The sequence below is a fragment of the Streptococcus oralis genome (assembly GCF_001578935.1).
Taxonomy (GTDB): domain Bacteria; phylum Bacillota; class Bacilli; order Lactobacillales; family Streptococcaceae; genus Streptococcus; species Streptococcus oralis_R.
In genome coordinates, this window is sequence record NZ_KQ969521.1 from 615,957 (window position 1) to 634,927 (window position 18,971).

21 protein-coding genes are annotated in these 18,971 nt (G+C 39.5%); 6 read left to right on the forward strand and 15 right to left on the reverse strand.

Annotation, left to right across the window (positions count from 1 at the left end; genetic code table 11):
- Window positions 1–5: 5 nt before the first annotated feature.
- The 7 genes from SORDD15_RS03060 to efeO all read right to left on the reverse strand — a co-directional run bounded on the left by SORDD15_RS03060 (window position 6) and on the right by efeO (window position 6,745).
- On the reverse strand, window positions 6–1,028 hold the full coding sequence (locus SORDD15_RS03060; RefSeq protein ID WP_061414218.1) for a ribitol-5-phosphate dehydrogenase: 1,023 nt from the start codon (window positions 1,026–1,028) through the stop codon (window positions 6–8).
- 4 nt (window positions 1,029–1,032) lie between these two features.
- Window positions 1,033–1,740, reverse strand: coding sequence for an IspD/TarI family cytidylyltransferase (locus SORDD15_RS03065; protein WP_000638514.1), 708 nt, complete (start codon window positions 1,738–1,740; stop codon window positions 1,033–1,035).
- A 363-nt stretch (window positions 1,741–2,103) separates the two neighbouring features.
- On the reverse strand, window positions 2,104–2,274 hold the full coding sequence (tatA, locus tag SORDD15_RS03070; protein ID WP_049484393.1) for a twin-arginine translocase TatA/TatE family subunit: 171 nt from the start codon (window positions 2,272–2,274) through the stop codon (window positions 2,104–2,106).
- Window positions 2,258–2,989, reverse strand: a complete 732-nt coding sequence (tatC, locus tag SORDD15_RS03075) for a twin-arginine translocase subunit TatC (RefSeq protein WP_061414221.1) — start codon at window positions 2,987–2,989, stop codon at window positions 2,258–2,260. Before tatC ends, tatA begins: the two co-directional genes overlap by 17 nt.
- Entirely contained in the window at window positions 2,990–4,678 is a 1,689-nt protein-coding gene (locus SORDD15_RS03080; protein ID WP_061414223.1) for an FTR1 family iron permease, read from the reverse strand. It abuts the gene before it with no gap.
- Complete coding sequence (efeB, locus tag SORDD15_RS03085) at window positions 4,653–5,867, reverse strand: iron uptake transporter deferrochelatase/peroxidase subunit (protein WP_061414225.1); 1,215 nt, start codon at window positions 5,865–5,867, stop codon at window positions 4,653–4,655. The genes SORDD15_RS03080 and efeB overlap by 26 nt, the downstream gene beginning before the upstream one ends.
- 5 nt (window positions 5,868–5,872) lie before the next feature.
- Entirely contained in the window at window positions 5,873–6,745 is an 873-nt protein-coding gene (gene efeO, locus SORDD15_RS03090) for an iron uptake system protein EfeO (protein WP_061414229.1), read from the reverse strand.
- 187 nt (window positions 6,746–6,932) lie between these two features.
- Between efeO and SORDD15_RS03095 the strand changes: the two genes are divergently transcribed.
- The gene (locus SORDD15_RS03095; RefSeq protein ID WP_000981515.1) at window positions 6,933–7,232 is read left to right on the forward strand and encodes a YbaB/EbfC family nucleoid-associated protein; all 300 of its coding nucleotides are present in this window, start codon (window positions 6,933–6,935) and stop codon (window positions 7,230–7,232) included.
- Window positions 7,233–7,269: 37 nt separating this feature from the next.
- On the opposite strand, the gene SORDD15_RS03100 is transcribed toward SORDD15_RS03095, so the two are convergent.
- The 7 genes from SORDD15_RS03100 to glmU all read right to left on the reverse strand — a co-directional run bounded on the left by SORDD15_RS03100 (window position 7,270) and on the right by glmU (window position 13,250).
- Window positions 7,270–9,033 (reverse strand): glycerophosphoryl diester phosphodiesterase membrane domain-containing protein, encoded by a 1,764-nt coding sequence (locus tag SORDD15_RS03100; RefSeq protein WP_061414232.1) that lies wholly within the window; start codon window positions 9,031–9,033, stop codon window positions 7,270–7,272.
- A gap of 8 nt (window positions 9,034–9,041) precedes the next feature.
- Window positions 9,042–9,632, reverse strand: a complete 591-nt coding sequence (locus SORDD15_RS03105; protein ID WP_061414235.1) for a 3'-5' exonuclease — start codon at window positions 9,630–9,632, stop codon at window positions 9,042–9,044.
- Between the two features lie 81 nt (window positions 9,633–9,713).
- Complete coding sequence (gene rocS / locus SORDD15_RS03110; protein WP_000021252.1) at window positions 9,714–10,208, reverse strand: chromosome segregation protein RocS; 495 nt, start codon at window positions 10,206–10,208, stop codon at window positions 9,714–9,716.
- A gap of 76 nt (window positions 10,209–10,284) precedes the next feature.
- Window positions 10,285–10,977 (reverse strand): 5'-methylthioadenosine/adenosylhomocysteine nucleosidase, encoded by a 693-nt coding sequence (locus SORDD15_RS03115; protein ID WP_061414238.1) that lies wholly within the window; start codon window positions 10,975–10,977, stop codon window positions 10,285–10,287.
- Between the two features lie 15 nt (window positions 10,978–10,992).
- Complete coding sequence (gene macP, locus SORDD15_RS03120) at window positions 10,993–11,304, reverse strand: cell wall synthase accessory phosphoprotein MacP (RefSeq protein WP_000517872.1); 312 nt, start codon at window positions 11,302–11,304, stop codon at window positions 10,993–10,995.
- Window positions 11,305–11,315: 11 nt separating this feature from the next.
- Window positions 11,316–11,861, reverse strand: a complete 546-nt coding sequence (locus SORDD15_RS03125) for an NUDIX hydrolase (protein WP_061414241.1) — start codon at window positions 11,859–11,861, stop codon at window positions 11,316–11,318.
- A 9-nt stretch (window positions 11,862–11,870) separates the two neighbouring features.
- Window positions 11,871–13,250 carry a bifunctional UDP-N-acetylglucosamine diphosphorylase/glucosamine-1-phosphate N-acetyltransferase GlmU gene (gene glmU / locus SORDD15_RS03130; RefSeq protein WP_061414244.1) on the reverse strand — a complete coding sequence of 460 codons (1,380 nt, stop codon included), beginning with the start codon at window positions 13,248–13,250 and terminating at the stop codon, window positions 11,871–11,873.
- Window positions 13,251–13,405: 155 nt separating this feature from the next.
- Here glmU and SORDD15_RS03135 point away from each other — a divergent pair, with 155 nt between their 5' ends.
- The 5 genes from SORDD15_RS03135 (at window position 13,406) to lysS (ending at window position 17,889) form a co-directional block, all read left to right on the forward strand.
- Complete coding sequence (locus SORDD15_RS03135) at window positions 13,406–14,206, forward strand: glycoside hydrolase family 25 protein (protein ID WP_061414246.1); 801 nt, start codon at window positions 13,406–13,408, stop codon at window positions 14,204–14,206.
- Window positions 14,207–14,312: 106 nt separating this feature from the next.
- A complete protein-coding gene (locus SORDD15_RS03140; RefSeq protein WP_061414248.1) occupies window positions 14,313–15,155 on the forward strand; it encodes a DUF368 domain-containing protein in 843 nt (280 codons plus the stop codon).
- A complete protein-coding gene (locus SORDD15_RS03145) occupies window positions 15,155–15,637 on the forward strand; it encodes an aminoacyl-tRNA deacylase (protein WP_061414250.1) in 483 nt (160 codons plus the stop codon). Before SORDD15_RS03140 ends, SORDD15_RS03145 begins: the two co-directional genes overlap by 1 nt.
- A complete protein-coding gene (locus tag SORDD15_RS03150) occupies window positions 15,637–16,260 on the forward strand; it encodes a histidine phosphatase family protein (RefSeq protein ID WP_061414253.1) in 624 nt (207 codons plus the stop codon). The genes SORDD15_RS03145 and SORDD15_RS03150 overlap by 1 nt, the downstream gene beginning before the upstream one ends.
- Window positions 16,261–16,398: 138 nt before the next feature.
- Complete coding sequence (gene lysS / locus SORDD15_RS03155) at window positions 16,399–17,889, forward strand: lysine--tRNA ligase (protein WP_061414256.1); 1,491 nt, start codon at window positions 16,399–16,401, stop codon at window positions 17,887–17,889.
- A 233-nt stretch (window positions 17,890–18,122) separates the two neighbouring features.
- On the opposite strand, the gene SORDD15_RS03160 is transcribed toward lysS, so the two are convergent.
- Entirely contained in the window at window positions 18,123–18,956 is an 834-nt protein-coding gene (locus SORDD15_RS03160; RefSeq protein ID WP_061414259.1) for an amino acid ABC transporter substrate-binding protein, read from the reverse strand.
- Window positions 18,957–18,971 lie beyond the last annotated feature (15 nt).

Sequence of the window (18,971 nt, forward strand, 5' to 3'; positions counted from 1 at the left end):
ATCTTCTACACTTCCCACTTGAATACTGTTTTAAAAGCAGTATTTAGGTCTGTAGCAAAGACACGGTGAATGTCCTTGATTTCTCTCACAGGCTCTTCAACATAAAGGATATTCTTCAGACGATTCGCAAACTTTTTAACTTCCATCATTTGAATGGCCTTCTCAAAATCGACGCGTCCTGAGCGAGACGAGCCTACTAATAACAATCCTTTTTCCAAAGCGTCTCGTGTATTGATATTAACCTTGTATTCGCTCACTCCCATCATGAGAATCGTTCCCTGTGGGCGAATATAACGAATCAAGTCATTGATAGCTGGACCTGTACCATCACCACCGCAACACTCAAATCCATGATCAAAGGTCAAATCCTCTGGAATATTGTCCGTGATATAGCACTCTTTTGCAAAAGAGAAGAGCTCCAATTTTTCCCAATGGCGACCAATCACGATAATCTCTGCTTCTGGTAGAGTGTAATTGATAATATTGGCAACCACAAAAGCCAAACTACCATCTCCGATAACAGCGATGCGCTCTCGCTTGCTGTGGGTAAGATGCAGGAATCGATCCATAGCATGCATACCTACACTCACAAACTCGGTAATGGCAGCAACTGTATCTTCAATGTCATTATAAGAAACAACTCGGTCTTTGGGAAGAGAGACAAATTCTCGCATAAAGCCATCATAACCACTAGATAGGAAGTAGCTCCCTGTCATGTAGTTCTCGTAGAATTCCTTGTCACTCTGCATAGGCGGTTGATTTGGAATCATAACCACCTTTTGACCGACTTCATAAGTCCCAGTTGGATCTGAAATAACAGTTCCACAAGACTCGTGAATCATGGCCATAGGAAGCTTTTTAGCCAATATTTTTGGATCGCGTTTCCCTTGATAGTAACGTTGATCCGCATGACAAACCGCCATATAATTTGGACGAATAAGGATGTGATTCTCCTGATCAATGTCCTCTTCTTGGTATTTTACATTGATAAACTTTGGTTTTGTCAGTTGATAAATTTGATTAATCATAGCCTTAGTCTTTCTCAATCATGCTTTTCGCGATTTTCAAGTCTGTCACAGTTGTGATTTTAAGGTTTGAATATTCCCCTTTAGCTAGTGCGACATCTTTCCCTTTGATAACAAAAATCTTACATGCATCCGTCAGGATTTCCTTTTCTTGATCAGATAGGGAACCATACAAATCCATGAAATCCTTGCAACGGAAAGTCTGAGGTGTTTGACCTTGATAGAGGTGAGCACGATTTGGAATATCAGTGATAAACTGACCATTGGTACTTTCAACAATGGTGTCAACAGCTTCTACTACCGTGTCAACTGCATCATGATTTTGAGCCAGTTTGATATTGTCCTGAATCATGCGAAGTGTGATAAAAGGACGAACAGAGTCATGCGTAATCACGATATCTTCTGGAGTGATTGGACGGTAGGCATCAATAGCTTCGATAATCTTCTCGATACTGGTATTGCGATCAGCACCACCCTTAGTAATGATGATGCGATCCTTGTGAAGAGAAAGATACTTGTCAACCAAGTCCTCAGCATGAGATACCCAATCTCCATGAACTCCAACTACAATTTTTTCAATACTTGGTTCCAAAACAAATTTTTCAATTGTGTGGATCAAAATAGGTCGATCACCCAACTCCAAGAATTGTTTTGGTAAATTACTGATTCCCATGCGTGTGCCAGTTCCTCCGGCTAGGATTCCTGCATAGATCATATATTTTCTCCTTTGTTTATTCTAAAAAACTTATCACTGTCTATTATATCACAATCTGCCTCCATCATGAAGAAAAGACAGAGCGTCATTTAGTCGAATCAACACACCATTTAAGGTAAAAAGTGAACAATGTATTACTAAATCCAGAAAGACCATAACAAATTAAGAAATAAAAATAGGTTATCCTCTATATTATCCGTTCAACGTTCGGTTAATATAGAGTTCTTTAGAATATAATAGAAAACTTAAAGAAAACTTAAACATATTTTTTGAAATACAAGAAAAAGCTAGGAAACTGTTCAAACTCGCAAAGACAGATACAGTTCCTAACTTTCTTGTTTTTATTTATGATTATGGAATAGATTACTTTTCCTGTTCTTGGTCACTAAGTCCTTTAACTGCCTTCTTAAACTCAGACAGCATTTTACCGATTGATTCACCCAGTTCTGGTAAACGTTTTGGTCCAAAGATTAAGAGTGCACCTAGAACAATGATAATCAATCCTGGAGCACCGATATCACGTAAGATTCCCATTCTTTTCTCCTTTCATTTTTTTCTTCATAATACTCTTGCTAATTGCAATACTAAGCTCATAGAGCGAGATTAAAGGAATTGTCATGGCTAAATCGCTGATAAAATCAGCTGGTGTCAAAATAACAGCTAGCACCAGTAAAATAAAATAAGCGTAACGACGATAAGCAACTAAGAAAGCTGGCCCAATCAAGCCAATCGACGTTAAAAAAGCAATAATGACTGGCAATTCAAAGATGAATGCCAAAGGGATAGTTGTTTGGAAAACAAAGTCTAAGTAGTTCTGCGCCGTTAATTGGGTTTCAAATAATCCTTCCCCTAGTCCTAAAAGCACTTGAAGTAAGGCAGGCGTTACAAAGTAGAATCCAAAGGCTAGTCCAAATAGAAAGCAAATAAAACTAGCTGGAATATAGGCAAAAATGGCTCTTGCTTCTTCGATTTTCAAGCCTGGTTTGATAAAACTCCAAATCTGATAAATTGTAAAAGGTAGCGTAATGGTAAAGGACATCAAACTTGCCAAGCGCAAATAAATCCACAGAATATCATTTGGACCTAATACAATCAATTTTTGATTAAAGGACTGAGTTAGATAGTAGTAAAGCTGATCAGCAAACAATAAAGCTCCACAGAAGACTATAGAAAAGCAGGCTATAACAGCAATGAACCTCTTTCTAAATTCTACCAGATGTTCAATGATTGTCAATTCTTTTGTATCCATCTACTTTTCACCCTGTCTCAATGTGACAACCAAAACAATTATCAAAAAGACTAGCTGACTTCCTAAACCTTCCCAACTTGGATAGATACCCAATAGGTCGATCGTTGGGAAACCTGATATTAAGTGATTTGGAGCCATATTGGTCAGCTGCAGAGCATGTACGCTAACACCTAGCATCTTAAAGGCAAGAGCATAGATCATCCATGTCAGGATAAAGAAGATCTTGTGAGGGAGAATAAATTGACTCGCTTTGTTCATCAGGAATGCGATAACTAGCAAGACGAACAAAGCCAGAGAAACACCTAGAATAAAGTCAAAACTAGATATTCTCGGTAACATCCCTACGTAAAATAGAATGGTCTCTGCTCCTTCACGGAAAACAGCTAGAAAGCTCAGCGCAAACATAGAAATGAAGGAACCTGTCTTAGTCACTGTTTTCATCTGTGAATCCATAAAGGCATTCCATTTTTTGACTGAAGATTTACTATGAAGCCAAATACCGATAACAATCATCATCACTACTGCGAAAATACCAACAGCACCTTCGATAATTTCACGATTGGCACCTGATGTCACAGCAGGAAAGGCGATTTGTAGTATAAATGCAATCACTAGACTTGCAGCGATACCTGTTAGGGCACCACCATATACCCACTTGAGTCCTTTGCGCATCTTGGCTGCTTTTAGTGTCGTGACCAAGGCCATGACGATTAAGAGAGCCTCTACTCCTTCCCGTAGGAGAATGAGCATAGCATCAAAAGCATTGTAGCTTGCACTAGTATCAATTTGGGATAAATCTGTAATCAGCTTCTCTAACTTTTCTTGATATTCTTTCTCACTTCCCTTGACCATAATCACAGGACTTTCGCTTTCCACTCGGGTATAGAGCGCAGGATTTGTTGTACTAACTGTACCTTCAATAGTTGGCCATATAGTGATAAACTCTTTCATGGTAGCTGCCCCTGATGCTTGGTCTCCAGCTTGGAATTGTTCCAAAGCCTTCTTCAAAAGGGCAATACCGTCTTTGAGACTTAAATCAGAAGATGCTTCTGCGACTTCTTTTCCAGTTACAAAATCATCAATAGCCTTTTTTAAGTCCTCAAAGGAAGTCTGGATGGAGTTAAAATCAGTAGGTTCAGTTTCTATGCTACTCCGTAAGAAAGAAATAGCTGTTTCTACTTGACCATAATGAGCTGTACTGTTGTCACGGACAACACTCTCATTGATCGTCCAGGTTGAATTCATCTTTTTATAAGCTTCTCGAATTTGCTCTATGTCTTGGGAAGAAATTGCCTTATCCAGAACCTCAAAACGCGGTCTTAGTCGACTAACAAGCTTTTCTTTTTCAGCATCAAGATCTACCGGATTTTGCTCTTTCTCAAATGCAAGAAGAGCAGATGAAATCTGTGTCAGATTTTCCTCACTTATATCTCCTGTCAGAGCAAGCTTTTCCTTGACGACCTTACCAGCATCCGAATCGGAATGTTCTACTTTTTCAAAATCCGTCGCCATTTCTCTAACTAAGGACTTGGCCTCAGACTGATTGCCATTTTTGACCTCTTTGGATGCATCTGTGATTTTTATAAAATAAGAACTCAAACTTTCTTGGGCCCCTACTGGAGAAAGGATTAAAAATGACAGGGCTAAGACCAAGAACCAACTTCTAGCCTTCCAATAATTTTTGACCAATATAGCCTCCTTTCTCTACTCCACCAAAGCAGGCAAAAAGACCACTACCGATGTGGGTTACATACTCATTCATCTTGTCTGTAGCTCCAAGGTTAGTTTGAACCTTGACAAAATGATCGGGATCCTTTTGGAAAGAAATAAAGAGCAAGCCTGTGTCAAATTGTCCAGTTTTTTCATCAATTCCATCCGAGTATGAATAGGAACGTCGCAAGAGTGGCTTATCTACCTCTTTAGCTAATCGAACATGCGAATCATCAGGCAAAAGACTTAAATCCACTTCATCAAACTCATTCTTCTTGCCAAATGGAGCGCCACTTTCCTTGTAGCGACCAAAGGTATTTTCTTGTTCTTCAAGATTGGTTCGATCCCAGGTATCTAGAAACATCTGGATGCGGCGAACAGCCATATAGGATCCGTTTTCCATCCAATCCTTGCTGTCGGCCCAAACAACACGGTCAAATTCCTTTTCTGTTGTGACATTTGCTGTCCCATCTTTGAAACCAAAAAGATTGCGTGGTGTTTCCAGACGATCCCCAATAGCAGCAAAACCAGACTGACTCCAACGAAGAGTCACCGCATTTCTCCCCTTACGGATGAGATTCCGAATGGCATGAAAAGCAACCTGCTCATCATCTGCACAAGCCTGGATGACAATATCCCCACCAGTATATTTTTCACGCAGTTGCTCCTTTGGAAAGGGTGGCAAATCTTTAAAAAGTTGAGGACGTTTTTGTTCTAAATTCATTTTTTTCAGGAAACTTGCAGATACACCAAAAGTCAGCGTTAAACGATGAGGATTTAGCCCCACGGTTTCTCCAGTGTCACTAGGTGGCAAGAGAGCATTCTGACTATCTTTTTTGACCAATTCTCCCTCTACAAGTTTGCTACTATAATTCGTCCAGTCCTTAAATAACTGAATAATTTTATCCCTATCTGTCGTATGCAAATCCAGAACAACAAAATAAATATTCTTCTGCATAGGGGTTGTAATACCCGCTTGGTGTTTGCCATAAAAAGCAATTTTTTCATTCCCGTACGAGATGTTTTCTTGATTTCCTAGCTTAGGTGCGAAAAAAGCAGAAGCACCAGAGAGCCCTAGCGCTAAACCAGCCCCTCCAATCCCTGCTTTTTTTAGAAATTCTCGACGGTCCATTTTTTTCTCAAAAAAGGTTTCGTCTTTATCAGTCATACTTCTTATTCTCCATCCAGAAATTTACCCATTTGTGATAGAGGTTCACCTAGTTTTGTCACAGCTTCGGACAATTCTTTAGTGTCTTCTTTTGACAAATCTGTATAGAGTTTATAGTGTTCTTTGTCTGTCATGTGTTTGTCTAGCAAACTGTTGACAGATTTAAAATCTGTTTCCAATTCTTTGACTAGGTCAGCATCTGATTTTTCAAGGAGAGGTTTAAATAGTTGGAAAATTTTCTCAGCACCCTCGATATTAGCACGGAAATCGTATAAATCTGTATGGGAGTATACTTCTTCTTCACCAGTAATCTTACTTGTCGCTACTTCGTTAAGCAAGTCAACTGCCCCAGTCAACATAACCTTGTAGTCCACATCTACAGTCGCAATCTTAGCTTTCAATTCCTTAATATCATTGACCAATTGATCACCGTATTTTTCAGTCCCTTTTGTGGTATTATCTTCCCAAAGGATACGCTCAATACGGTGGAAACCAGACCAGCCTTCCTCAGTCTTATTTTCATCTACGTAGTCTGCCAAACGAAAGTCAATCTTGACATCTGACTCACCAAAGCTCTCAGCAATGGGTTCTGAACGCTCATAAGACATACGAATCAGTGGATAAACCTTCTTAGCCTCTTCTAATTTGCCTTCTTTCAAGAGTTTGACAAAACCTTCCGTATCTGTCAACAATTTATCAATTTGCTCTTGTACAAAAGTCTTATAGTCAGCAGTGGCCTTATCCAGCATTTTTTGCTTGTCTTCAGACAAGGCTGTCACCTTCGATGAATCGCTCGTATCGCTTGGCTTTGTTTGATTATTGGCACAAGCTGTCAATAGCAAGGCTGAAGATAAAAGGACGAAACCTAGTTTTTTCATTGTATACTCCTATCGGCTCAGAAGACCTGAATTTATTTTACGCTCTATTATAACATGTATTTCCTCATTTTTCAATAAATTGTCAGAAAATTTAATGTTAGCTGTCTAAAACTAATAATAGACTTTTGTCCCTAAAATTGATAAAATAAAAAAGAAAATAATAGAAAAAAGGAAACTGTAAACCGCCATGATGAACATGCAAAACATGATGCGCCAAGCACAAAAACTTCAAAAACAAATGGAACAAAGCCAAGCAGAACTCGCTGCCATGGAATTTGTTGGAAAATCAGCTCAGGACCTTGTCCAAGCAACTTTGACTGGAGACAAAAAAGTGGTCAGCATTGACTTCAACCCAGCAGTTGTAGATCCAGAAGATCTCGAAACCCTTTCTGACATGACTGCGCAAGCAATTAACGCAGCACTTGAACAAATTGATGAAACGACTAAGAAGAAACTAGGAGCTTTCGCTGGAAAATTGCCTTTCTAATCCACAAAAAAAGAGAAACATCTGTTTCTCTTTTTTCTTAGAAATCAAAGAATTCCATTGCTTTCTTTAAGAGTAATTCCGTATATTCCGGATCGTCTTGAGCCATTGTGACTTGTGACTGGACCATTTCAAGATCATCAGTAATCATGCCATCTGCGCCGAGACGAACTGCTTTATCAAATGCCTCCGAACCATTTACGGTCCAAACATAGAGTCTCTGATCAGTTGTCCAGAGTTTATTGACAAAGTATTCATCCAAAGTTGAGTACTCCATAGTGTAACCCGTTGCCTTGGTTCTTGGGAAGATACTGTTATAGGGAAGAATAAAGTAAACTGGAATTTCAGAATCATAAGTCAACACCTTATCAATCACATGATAGTCTAGCGATTGCATCTGGTGTCCATATTTTTTGATAGTAGCTCCATACTTTTCGAGGAAATGGTCCATCATTTGCGGACTATCTTTTTTACTGGTTTTAATCTCAATCAGCAATTTTTGGTTTAAAGCATTTGCACGCTCTAAATAGGCATCAAAGCTTGAAATCTTTGTTTGATAACCATTCTCGTAAATATCTGTATTTGTTAATTCATCCAGAGTCAAATCTTGCGGTGTAGCATTAATACCTGTTAAATTTTTGAGGTTAGCATCGTGCATCATCACGAACTGACCGTCTTTCGTTTCCTGCACATCCATTTCGATGAGATCTGGTTTTAGTTGTGCTGTTTTTTCTAAAGACTGCACAGTATTTTGAACACCATTTTTATTACTTACTCCTCTGTGCGAAATCACTAAAGGTGTATTGGTATCCGGAGATTCCAGATAAACGTAGCCTTCTATCGCAAAGAAGATGCTTGCACACCCCATGACACCCCATCTCATCAGATGATCTTTCTTTCGCCTTGGCATAATCTCTAGCTCTTCTCCTGTCAGGAAGGAAACAAACTTCACTAGGAAATAAGTCAGGGTCATGTAATGGAAATTTTTAATCAAGACAAAATTAATCACACCGAGAATCAAGGATTCTTTTTGAGTTAGACTATCCATCACTACTTGCGCAAAAAGCAAAGGAATTAACAAACCAAAGAAGAAGAGATACGTTTTAATGATAATGAGTAAGAGATGCCAAGAGAAGAAAAGGACATTTTTTTTCGTCTTTTGGAGACTATATTTCACACTTTCTCTTACTGTCTTTCTTTCAAAGAGAATCTTAGGAAGGGCAAACATAAATCGGACTGAGATGTAGAGAAAGATCCAAGCGGATGCTATGATCATCAGACCTACCAACCAATGCTTACCTTCCCAATAATTCACAATAAAATCAGGGATAATAATCTTGTTGAGGTAGTAGATTTTTAAAATCTTACGGATGAACGGGAAAAGCAAAGCAATGTAAAAAAAGACAAAGGCCATCTTACAAAAGCTCAATCGCTTAACGAATAGAAAGCTCTGTTGAAATACTTTTCTACTATACTCAATTAAAGTTCTCTTTTCATGATAGAGAAGGTGACGAGCCCCGATAAACAAAAGACAAATCTGAAAATAGGCAACCAAGAGATTGATTGCAATTAAGATGAGAAAGGCTAAACTGATAAAAGGCGAGCCTTGTATAATCGCCCAAAAGTTATTGTAGGAGATAAACAAATAACCAGTTTGTCTCAGAAGGATGCCAGCAATCCATGAATTTAATGGTAGCCAGACAAACTCGACCATCATAAAAATCAAGAAAAATAGAAATAAAATTTTATCTAGGTTATAGTAAATCTTCCTAAAACCTAGCTTTTTAGGTTTTTCAGGTTTCATAGACACTCCTAGTCTAAAAATTGAGATAAGTCTAAGCTATTAAAGGGATTCATAGAAAAACTACTCTGGTCTTCTAATAATAGCTTTCCTTCATCCGATTCCAAAAAAGCTTCGTAAACACGCGCCGTCATGCGGGCATCCTCTAAACTGTTATGAGACTTCCCGTGAAAGCCTAAAAAATTCGCTACAGTTTGCAATTTAAGATTGGCTATGCCGTGTAGATCAGAACTACGGCGTTCAAAAGCCTCCTCATATAGATCAACCTTATACTGGTCACGATAATCAATACCATGCTCCAAGAGAATAGGCAAATCACTCTTAGTTGCATTGTAACCAACGATAGGTAAGTTGCCAACAAATGCCTGAAAGTCCTTTAAAACTTGTTCTACTTTTGGCGCGTCTTTCAAGGTTTCAGCTGTGATTCCAGTCAAACCATTGATAAAACTCTTTAAAGGTGCCGTAGTATAAACATAAGAATCAAAAGCAGCACTTTCTTGTCCATCTTGAAAGCGGACTGCTGATACTTGAATTAAATGAGTAACCCCCTCATGTTGATTGAATTCCAGATCAAAGGCGATATAATCTCTTAATTTTTCCATTATTTCCCTCAATTACTACCCAAACTAAACTATAAACAATAAAAGAAGCCATTAGGTTAATGAGTAACCCAAACAGCTTCTTTATTTTCCTCCAAAAAGGCGAGCAAAAAAGCCTTTTTTGGTTGCTTGGACTTCTTCTTTTGCTTGGTCCAACTCGAGTTTCAAGGTTTCTTGATCCTTCATGGCTTGAAGAGTTAATTGTTGCTGTTGGTCCAACTGTTTGTCCTTTTCAGCAATCTGTCGGTCTTTGATACGCATCTGTTCATCTTTTTCTGATAACTGGCGGTCTTTGGCCTTGAGCTGCTCGTACAAACGAAGAATTTCAGCGTTTTTCTCATCAACCAAGATTTCCATCAGTTCACGTTGTTTGACATCATCACTGACTGGTTCATCTTCAAAAATCGTTTTTTTGTAGATTTCTTCTAGCTTGATCAAGCCACTTCGAGTAACTACAGTTACACCTTTGTCATTTTTTTTCGTGTCCTCTTCTGGAAGTTCTTTGACACGATTGTTGATTGCTTGACGAGATAGCCCTAAGACCTCTGCAATCTCACTGACGGTCATTTCAATACTCATAATATCCTCTGAAACGTTTTCTAGCTTTTCTTTATTTAAATCTTATCATAAGCTAGATAAACTGTCAAATTTCCGCTTAATCCAAAGCCTTTAAAAAGGCTAGTAAGACTTGGGCAGAACGACGTCCAGCTTCGATAATAAACTCATCAAAAGAGATAGAGGCTTCGTGATTGGCATTGTCACTCATGGCACGAATGACTAGGAAAGGTAGACCAAGAGCCTGAGCTGCTTGTGCAATAGCAGCCCCTTCCATTTCAACTGCTAAAACATCCGGAAAGTGGGATTTGATACTAGCAATCTTATCATCTCCAGCTATAAAACTGTCTCCTGTAGCAATCAAGCCTAGGTGCCAGTTTTGGTCCAACTGAGATAGACTCTCTTGGATTTTGGCTACAAAGGTTTTGTCTGATTCAAAATAAAGCGGTTGTTGCGCCATTTGGCCATAAGCATAGCCAAAAGCAGTCACATCCACATCATGGTAAGCCAACTTATCCGCAATCACTACATCTCCTACTGCAATCCCGTCTGCAAGAGCACCTGCTGATCCTGTATTGATGATAGCTTCTACTTGGAAGTGGTTAGCTAACACCGCTACACTCATAGCCGACATGACCTTTCCAATCCCACTCTGAACTAGAACGACTTCAGTATTGCCAACAGAGCCTGTGTAGTATGTATTTCCTAAGACTTGGACTTCTTGAGGTTTATCCAAATTCTGAGTCAAATATACGAGTTCTTCTGGCATGGCAGCAATGATTCCAATTTTCATTTCAAGTCCTTTCAATTACAAGAGTTTCATCGCTAAAATTAACAAAATCAAAAGTAGGATGACTGCAAACAAGATGCGATTGAGTTTCGAATTAAAAACATTTCTCTTAGTGTTCTCAATGCGGCGACTCTTATGAATTGTTGGTTCTACTTCGATTGTAAGTGTATCTTGACTAAAACCGTGGTCTCTAGAGCGTGAATAACCAAAATGTTGTGAAGATGTTGGTAGGATCTTTGTTTCCTCATCATCTTGAAGAGGTGGTCCTGAGATTTTCTCACCACGATTGGCACGTTCAATCATTTCGTCTGTTAATAAAGGTTTTCCCATGGGTTGCTCCTCTATTTCTTTTGTAGTTCCCAGTACTGAATCGCCATAATGGTCTTGGCATCACAGATATGACCTGACTGGATCAGGTTCTTGGCTTCCTCTAGACTAACTTCTAAAACTTCCAAGGTTTCATCATCATCTTGTGGGCGAGGATTTTCCACCTTGACCAAATCACTAGCGAGGTAGAGTTTTAGTTTTTCATTACAAAATCCAATCGCAGAATAGAAATCGTACAACAGTTCTAACTTAGCTGTGTAGGCAACTTCTTCTTCCAATTCACGAAGGGCCGCTGCCGTTGGATCAGCATTTTCACCAATTTCCAGTTTTCCTGCGGGAATCTCATAAGAGACCGCCTCGATAGCCTTTCGGTATTGCTTCACAAGGACAATTTTATCCTCAGCTGTCACAGCTAGTACACAAACAGCTCCATTGTGAAAAATCAAGTCACGTTGGGCAGTACCCTTTCCTTCTGGTAGTTCCACCTGGTCTTGTACTAGTTTGAAAATAGGACCTTGGTAGATTTCCTTCCGACTAATCGTTTTTTCTTCAAATTCCATGACAAACTCCTACTGGTTCTTAGGATGATGAGGTAAGCGTGTTGCGTACTCATCTTTATTAACTTGTCGTCCACGTCCGATAGCAATGGCATCAGCAGGAACATTCTTGGTAATGGTTGAACCCGCTCCAACCAGAGAATTGTCCCCAAGTTCTACAGGAGCAATAATAGTTGAGTTTGAGCCAACAAAGACATTATTACCAATGACCGTTTTGTATTTATTTTTTCCATCGTAGTTGACTGTAATAGTTCCTGCACCAAAATTAACGTTGCTACCCACTTCACAATTTCCGATATAGGTCAAATGACCCGCCTTGGTGTTTTCACCGATTGAAGAGCCTTTAACTTCAACAAAGTTACCAATATGAACTTGAGCAGCCAGACTTGAGCCTGGACGAATATGAGCATAAGGACCAACTGTCACACCATCTGCAACTGTACTTTCCTCAATCATAGAGTTGGTAATTACAGCTCCAGATCCAACGGTACTATCTACGATATAAGTTCCATTTGTTAAAACAGTCTCCGCTCCAATTTTCGTTTGACCTTTCAAGGTAACGTTAGCTTCAATTTGGACTTCAGGAGCAATCTCGACATCAATATCGATGTATGTTGCTTCAGGATTGACAAAGCTGACACCGTTAACCATATGCTTTTGATTGATACGACGACGCATCACTGCTTCCGCAGTCGCAAGAGCTACACGGTCGTTTACTCCAAGACTTTCATCAAAATCCTTGAGAGTATAGGCTCCAACCTTCTCACCCGCATTACGGAAAATACCAATCACGTCAGTAATATAGTACTCACCTTGGGCATTGTTGGTATTGATGTTTTTAAGAGCCTCAAAAAGACGTTCATTGTCAAATACATAAGTTCCCGTATTGATTTCCTTGATTTGTTTTTCAAAATCTGTTGCATCTTTCTGCTCCACAATGCGAAGAACTTCAGCGTTATCATTACGGACGATACGACCATACCCAAAAGGATCTGCTGCTTCAGCCGTTAAAATAGTCGCCACATTTTTGTGATTGATATGGAAATCCAAGAGGTTTTTCAAGCTTTCACCTGTAATCAGAGGAGTATCCCCAGCGATAACCAAGGTGTGGCCAGAGCGGTTTTGGAGAATTGGTTCTGCCATCATGACAGCATGTCCAGTTCCTAGTTGTTCTGATTGGGTAACAAAGTCTGTCTGACCAGCTAATACTTGCTCAACTAGCTCTGCCTTGTGACCAACTACAGTAACTGTTTTTTCAGGTTGAATAGCACCAACACTACGAAAAACATGTTCCAACATCGAAATTCCAGCTACTTTATGAAGTACCTTTGGAAGATCTGATTTCATGCGAGTTCCTTTACCCGCTGCTAAAATAATAGCGTAATTTGACATACTCTTCTCTTTTCTCTAGAAATTCCCTTATATTATACCATAATTTAGTTTCTTAGGAGTAAACAAACAGAGAAATAGGGAAAAGACGCCCGTTTATTCACTTTTTCCGATGTTTTCTTTGATTTTTTTATCTATTTACGTTAAACTATTTAGATATGAGAAAAAAGATTCATCCAGCTATTATTTTTACTTTATTTACTATATTTATAGCTATTTTGATCCTCAATAGACCAACTTATGAAGACCATCCTGTCAAGTCAAAACCCAATGCAGTGCAGGTTGAAAATCAGGCCTTGCATAATCTTGACAAACCTATTATTGACGTCTCTGGCTGGCAAAGACCTGAGGAAATCAACTACGATACCTTGTCTCAAAATATTTCTGGTGTTATTGTTCGTGTCCACAATGGGGCTCAGCATACTGAAACAAATAATGCCGCCCATGCCAATGGTGTCGACAAAGCCTATATAAATCATATTTCAGAATTTCAAAAGCGCAATGTTCCAGTTGCTGTTTATGCCTATCTAGCAGGTACTAGTAAGGAAGAAATGGAAAAAGCTGCTGAGGTTTTCTACAACGCTGCTTCTCCATATAACCCTAGTTACTACTGGCTTGATGTTGAAGAAAACACAATGTCTGATATGAACGAAGGTGTTGAAGCTTTTAGAGCTAAATTAGAAGCACTTGGCGCTAAAAATATTGGAATTTACATTGGTGTTTATTTCATGCAAGAGCATAGTATCAATCCAGACAAGTTCTCTGCTGTTTGGATTCCATCTTATGGAACGGATTCAGGTTACTTTGAAACCACGCCTAATACTGATTTAGACTATGACCTCCATCAGTATACTTCAAAAGGAAGAATTGCTGGATTTGAACACCATTTAGATATTAATCTCATTTCTACCTTGAAGAAAAAAGAAGAAACCTTCAGAAAACTATTTTTAAGGCCATAAGACAAGTGAAAATCGCTCTCTTTTTCACTTGTCTTTTCATTTTCTTCTCGTCTGTGTTATAATTGATAGAATAGAGAAAGAATTTTATGAAATTGAGGATTTTATGATGTTTTCATGGATTGCAAGAGTTATTAAAGGAATCGTCATCGCCTTAGGATTTATCCTACCTGGAATTTCTGGCGGTGTTTTAGCAGCTATTTTGGGAATTTACGAGCGAATGATTAGCTTTCTGGCTCATCCCTTTAAGGATTTTAAAGAGAATGTCCTATACTTTATCCCAGTAGCAATCGGGATGTTGCTAGGCATTGGTTTGTTTTCTTATCCAATCGAGTATCTGCTAGAAAATTATCAAGTCTATGTTTTGTGGAGCTTTGCGGGAGCCATCATCGGTACAGTTCCTAGCCTCCTTAAAGAATCTACTCGAGAATCTGATCGTGACAAGATCGACCTAGTCTGGTTCTGGACTACCTTTATCCTTTCAGGCCTAGGGCTCTACGCGCTAAACTTTGTTGTTGGTTCTCTCAGTGCTAGTTTCGCTAGTTTCATCTTAGCGGGTGCTCTTTTAGCTCTAGGTGTCTTGGTGCCTGGTTTAAGTCCGTCAAATCTACTCTTGATTTTAGGACTGTACGCTCCAATGTTAACTGGCTTTAAGACCTTTGATTTATTTGGTACCTTCCTTCCTATCGGGATTGGTGCAGGAGCAACCCTCATCGTTTTTTCAAAATTAATGGACCACGCCTTGAACAACTACCACTCCCGTGTTTATCACTTTATTATTGGGATTGTGCTATCAAGCACACTCTTGATTTTAATTCCAAATGCTGGAAATGCTGAAAGTATCCAATATACCAATCTTTCTGTTGTAAGCTATGTTCTCATCGCCTTCTTCTTTGCACTTGGCATTTGGCTTGGTATCTGGATGAGTCAATTGGAGGATAAGTATAAATAATGGCAAAAAAAGTAAAGATTAAAAAAACTCTTGTCGAGCAGATCTTAACCAAAGCAGGAATTGAGCACATAGGTATTCAAATCAATGCGCTTGAGGGAAAACTTCCTTCGGAATATGATCGAACACATATCTTTAAAACCTTGGCTCTGCTGGGGGACAAGACAGGCCCAATTATCGGAATCGTCCCCATAACAGAACACCTCGCTGAAAAAAAATTAGCAAAGGTTTCTGGTAATAAAAAAGTGAGTATGATTCCACAAAAAGACCTAGAAAAAACAACAGGCTATATTCATGGGGCTAATAACCCCGTCGGCATTCGCCAAAAACACAATTATCCCATTTTTATTGATCAGACTGCTTTGGATTTAGACAAAATGATTGTCTCTGCTGGAGAAGTCGGGCACAGTATCATCATCCGACCTCAAGACTTAGCCAGCTTTGTAAAAGCGGACTTCGCTGATATCTTGGAGGAAAACAACTGATGAAACTCTATTTTGTTCGTCATGGTCGGACTGTCTGGAATCTTGAAGGACGTTTTCAAGGTGCTAGCGGCGACTCTCCCCTTCTTTCAGAGTCCATTGACACACTAAAACAACTGGGGCACTATCTTAAGGAGATACCTTTGGATAAGATTTATTCTAGTGATTTACCCAGAGCGGTCAAATCTGCTGAAATTATCCAAAGTCAACTCCAGCCCCCTTGTTCTTTAAAGTGCATTCCTGACCTACGTGAATGGCAACTTGGCAAACTAGAGGGATTAAAAATTGCAACTTTGGAAGCTATTTACCCGCAGCAAATCAAGGCTTTTCGGTCAAATCTAGCTAAGTTTGATACGAGGATGTTTGAAGCCGAATCTCTCTACTCTACGACTCAGCGAACCATTCAGTTTATCAAATCTCTGAAAGGAAGTCCGGCTGAAAACATTCTGATTGTTGGTCATGGGGCAAATCTCACTGCTAGCCTACGCACTCTCTTAGGCTATAAAGAGGCTCACCTTCGCAAAGATGGAGGCTTGGCCAATGCTAGTCTGACAGTTTTAGAGACCGATGATTTTGAAACCTTCACTCTGGAAAGATGGAATGACACTTCCTATCAAAGAAAATAATGGAACTTGATCTTAATAGTCAAGTTCTTTTTAGTTTTCAAAGAATATCCGTGAATTTCTCTGCTATTTATGATAAAATGGGAGTATCGCAAAAAATGACTCATCGTATCAAATTTTGAGTAAAATTAGGAGGAACCCATGTCTACAGAACATATGGAAGAACTAAATGACCAGCAGATCGTTCGCCGTGAAAAAATGGCTGCGCTCCGTGAACAAGGAATCGATCCCTTCGGAAAACGTTTTGAACGTACTGCTAACTCTCAAGAACTTAAAGATAAATTTGCAGAACTTGATAAAGAACAACTACATGAATTAAATGAAACTGCTACTATCGCTGGACGCTTAGTAACTAAACGTGGTAAAGGGAAAGTCGGCTTCGCCCATCTTCAAGACCGAGAAGGTCAAATCCAAATCTACGTTCGTAAAGATGCTGTTGGTGAAGAAAATTACGAAATCTTCAAAAAGGCTGACCTCGGTGACTTCCTCGGTGTCGAAGGTGAAGTCATGCGTACAGATATGGGAGAACTTTCTATCAAGGCAACTCACATTACACACTTGTCTAAAGCACTTCGCCCACTTCCAGAGAAATTCCACGGTTTGACAGACGTTGAAACAATTTATCGTAAACGTTACCTTGACTTGATTTCTAACCGTGAAAGCTTTGAACGCTTTGTCACTCGTTCAAAAATCATCTCTGAAATCCGTCGTTATCTAGATCAAAAAGGCTTCCTTGAAGTGGAAACACCTGTCCTTCACAACGAAGCTGGTGGTGCTGCTGCTCGTCCATTTATCACTCACCACAATGCACAGAACATTGACATGGTGCTTCGTATCGCGACCGAGCTTCACTTAAAACGTCTTATCGTTGGGGGTATGGAACGTGTCTATGAAATTGGCCGTATCTTCCGTAACGAAGGAATGGACGCTACTCACAACCCTGAATTCACTTCTATCGAAGTTTACCAAGCTTATGCAGACTTCCAAGATATCATGGATTTGACGGAAGGTATTATCCAACACGCTGCTAAGGCAGTTAAGGGTGATGGTCCAGTAAACTATCAAGGAACTGAAATCAAAATCAACGAACCATTTAAACGTGTTCACATGGTAGATGCTATCAAGGAAATTACTGGTGTAGACTTCTGGCAAGACATGACTTTCGAGGAAGCTAAAGCTATCGCTGCTGAGAAGAAAGTTCCAGTTGAGAAACACTACACTGAAGTTGGTCACATCATCAATGCCTTCTTTGAAGAATTTGTTGAAGAAACCTTAATCCAACCAACCTTTGTCTACGGACATCCAGTAGCTGTATCTCCACTTGCTAAGAAAAACCCTGAAGACGAACGCTTTACTGACCGCTTTGAGCTCTTCATTATGACCAAGGAATACGGTAATGCCTTTACTGAGTTGAACGACCCAATCGACCAGCTTAGCCGTTTCGAAGCCCAAGCAAAAGCTAAAGAACTTGGTGACGATGAAGCAACAGGTATCGACTACGACTACATTGAGGCTCTTGAATACGGTATGCCACCAACAGGTGGTTTGGGTATCGGTATTGACCGTCTTTGCATGTTCCTCACTGATACAACTACTATCCGTGACGTATTGCTTTTCCCAACAATGAAATAATACTCTTCGAAAATCTCTTCAAACTACGTCAGCGTTGCCTTGCCGTATGTATGGTTACTGACTTCGTCAGTTCTATCTACAACCTCAAAGCAGTGCTTTGAGCAGCCTGCGGCTAGCTCCCTAGTTTGCTCTTTGATTTTCATTGAGTATAAACACTTATCCTCTGGTACTTTCCAGAGGATTTTTCGATGCAAAAAGAGACTGAGGAAAAACTCAATCTCTTTTTCTTATTCTTAACTTTTAACTTGACTGGTGGCTACATCTTCTCCAAACCATTTCTGGCTGATTTCCTGGAATTTTCCTTCTTGGTATAGTGATACAAAGGCTTGATTCAGAGCAGCTAGCAAAGTTTTATCAGCAGGTCTAACACCCACTGCAAAAGCTTCACTTTCAAATCCAGCTGAAAAGACATTGTAGTCATTTAATATTCCTTCAGACTGGAGATAATAATTGGCATATACCCGGTCAATCAACAAGGCATCAATCCGATCATTTTTCAAATCAATCAAGGCTTCATTGAAACTTTGGTATTGATTAGCCTTCTGGTCTTTCACTCGATTCTTGAGTAGTTCAGGTTGTCCTTCAAAATTCAAATAGCCAGAAGATCCAGCCTGGGCCCCTAAAACTTTGTCAGTCATATCCTGAACTGAGTGGATATTTTGAGACTTTTTAGAGACCAAAACTTGTTGATTTTCCATGTAAGGAATGGTAAAAGCAACCTTCTCTTTCCGTTCATCTGTAGCTGTATAGCCATTCCAGATGGCATCAATGGTACCATTTTGTAGTTCGGTTTCTTTCATATCCCAGTCGATGGGTTGAAATTTAATTTGAATTCCTAGCTTTTCAGAAACAGCTTGAGCTAGGTCAATATCAAAACCTGCATACTGGCCATTCTTTTCCTCAAATCCCATGGGAACAAAGGTATTGTCAAAGCCAATGGTAATACTTCCCTGCTTTTGATATTTGGCCCAATTATCCTGATTTGGATCACTTGCCTTCTGAGTACAAGCCGTCAGGAAGAAGCTAAAGAACAGAGCAAGTACAAGGGCAATTTTCTTTCTCTTCATAGGCACCTCCTACTT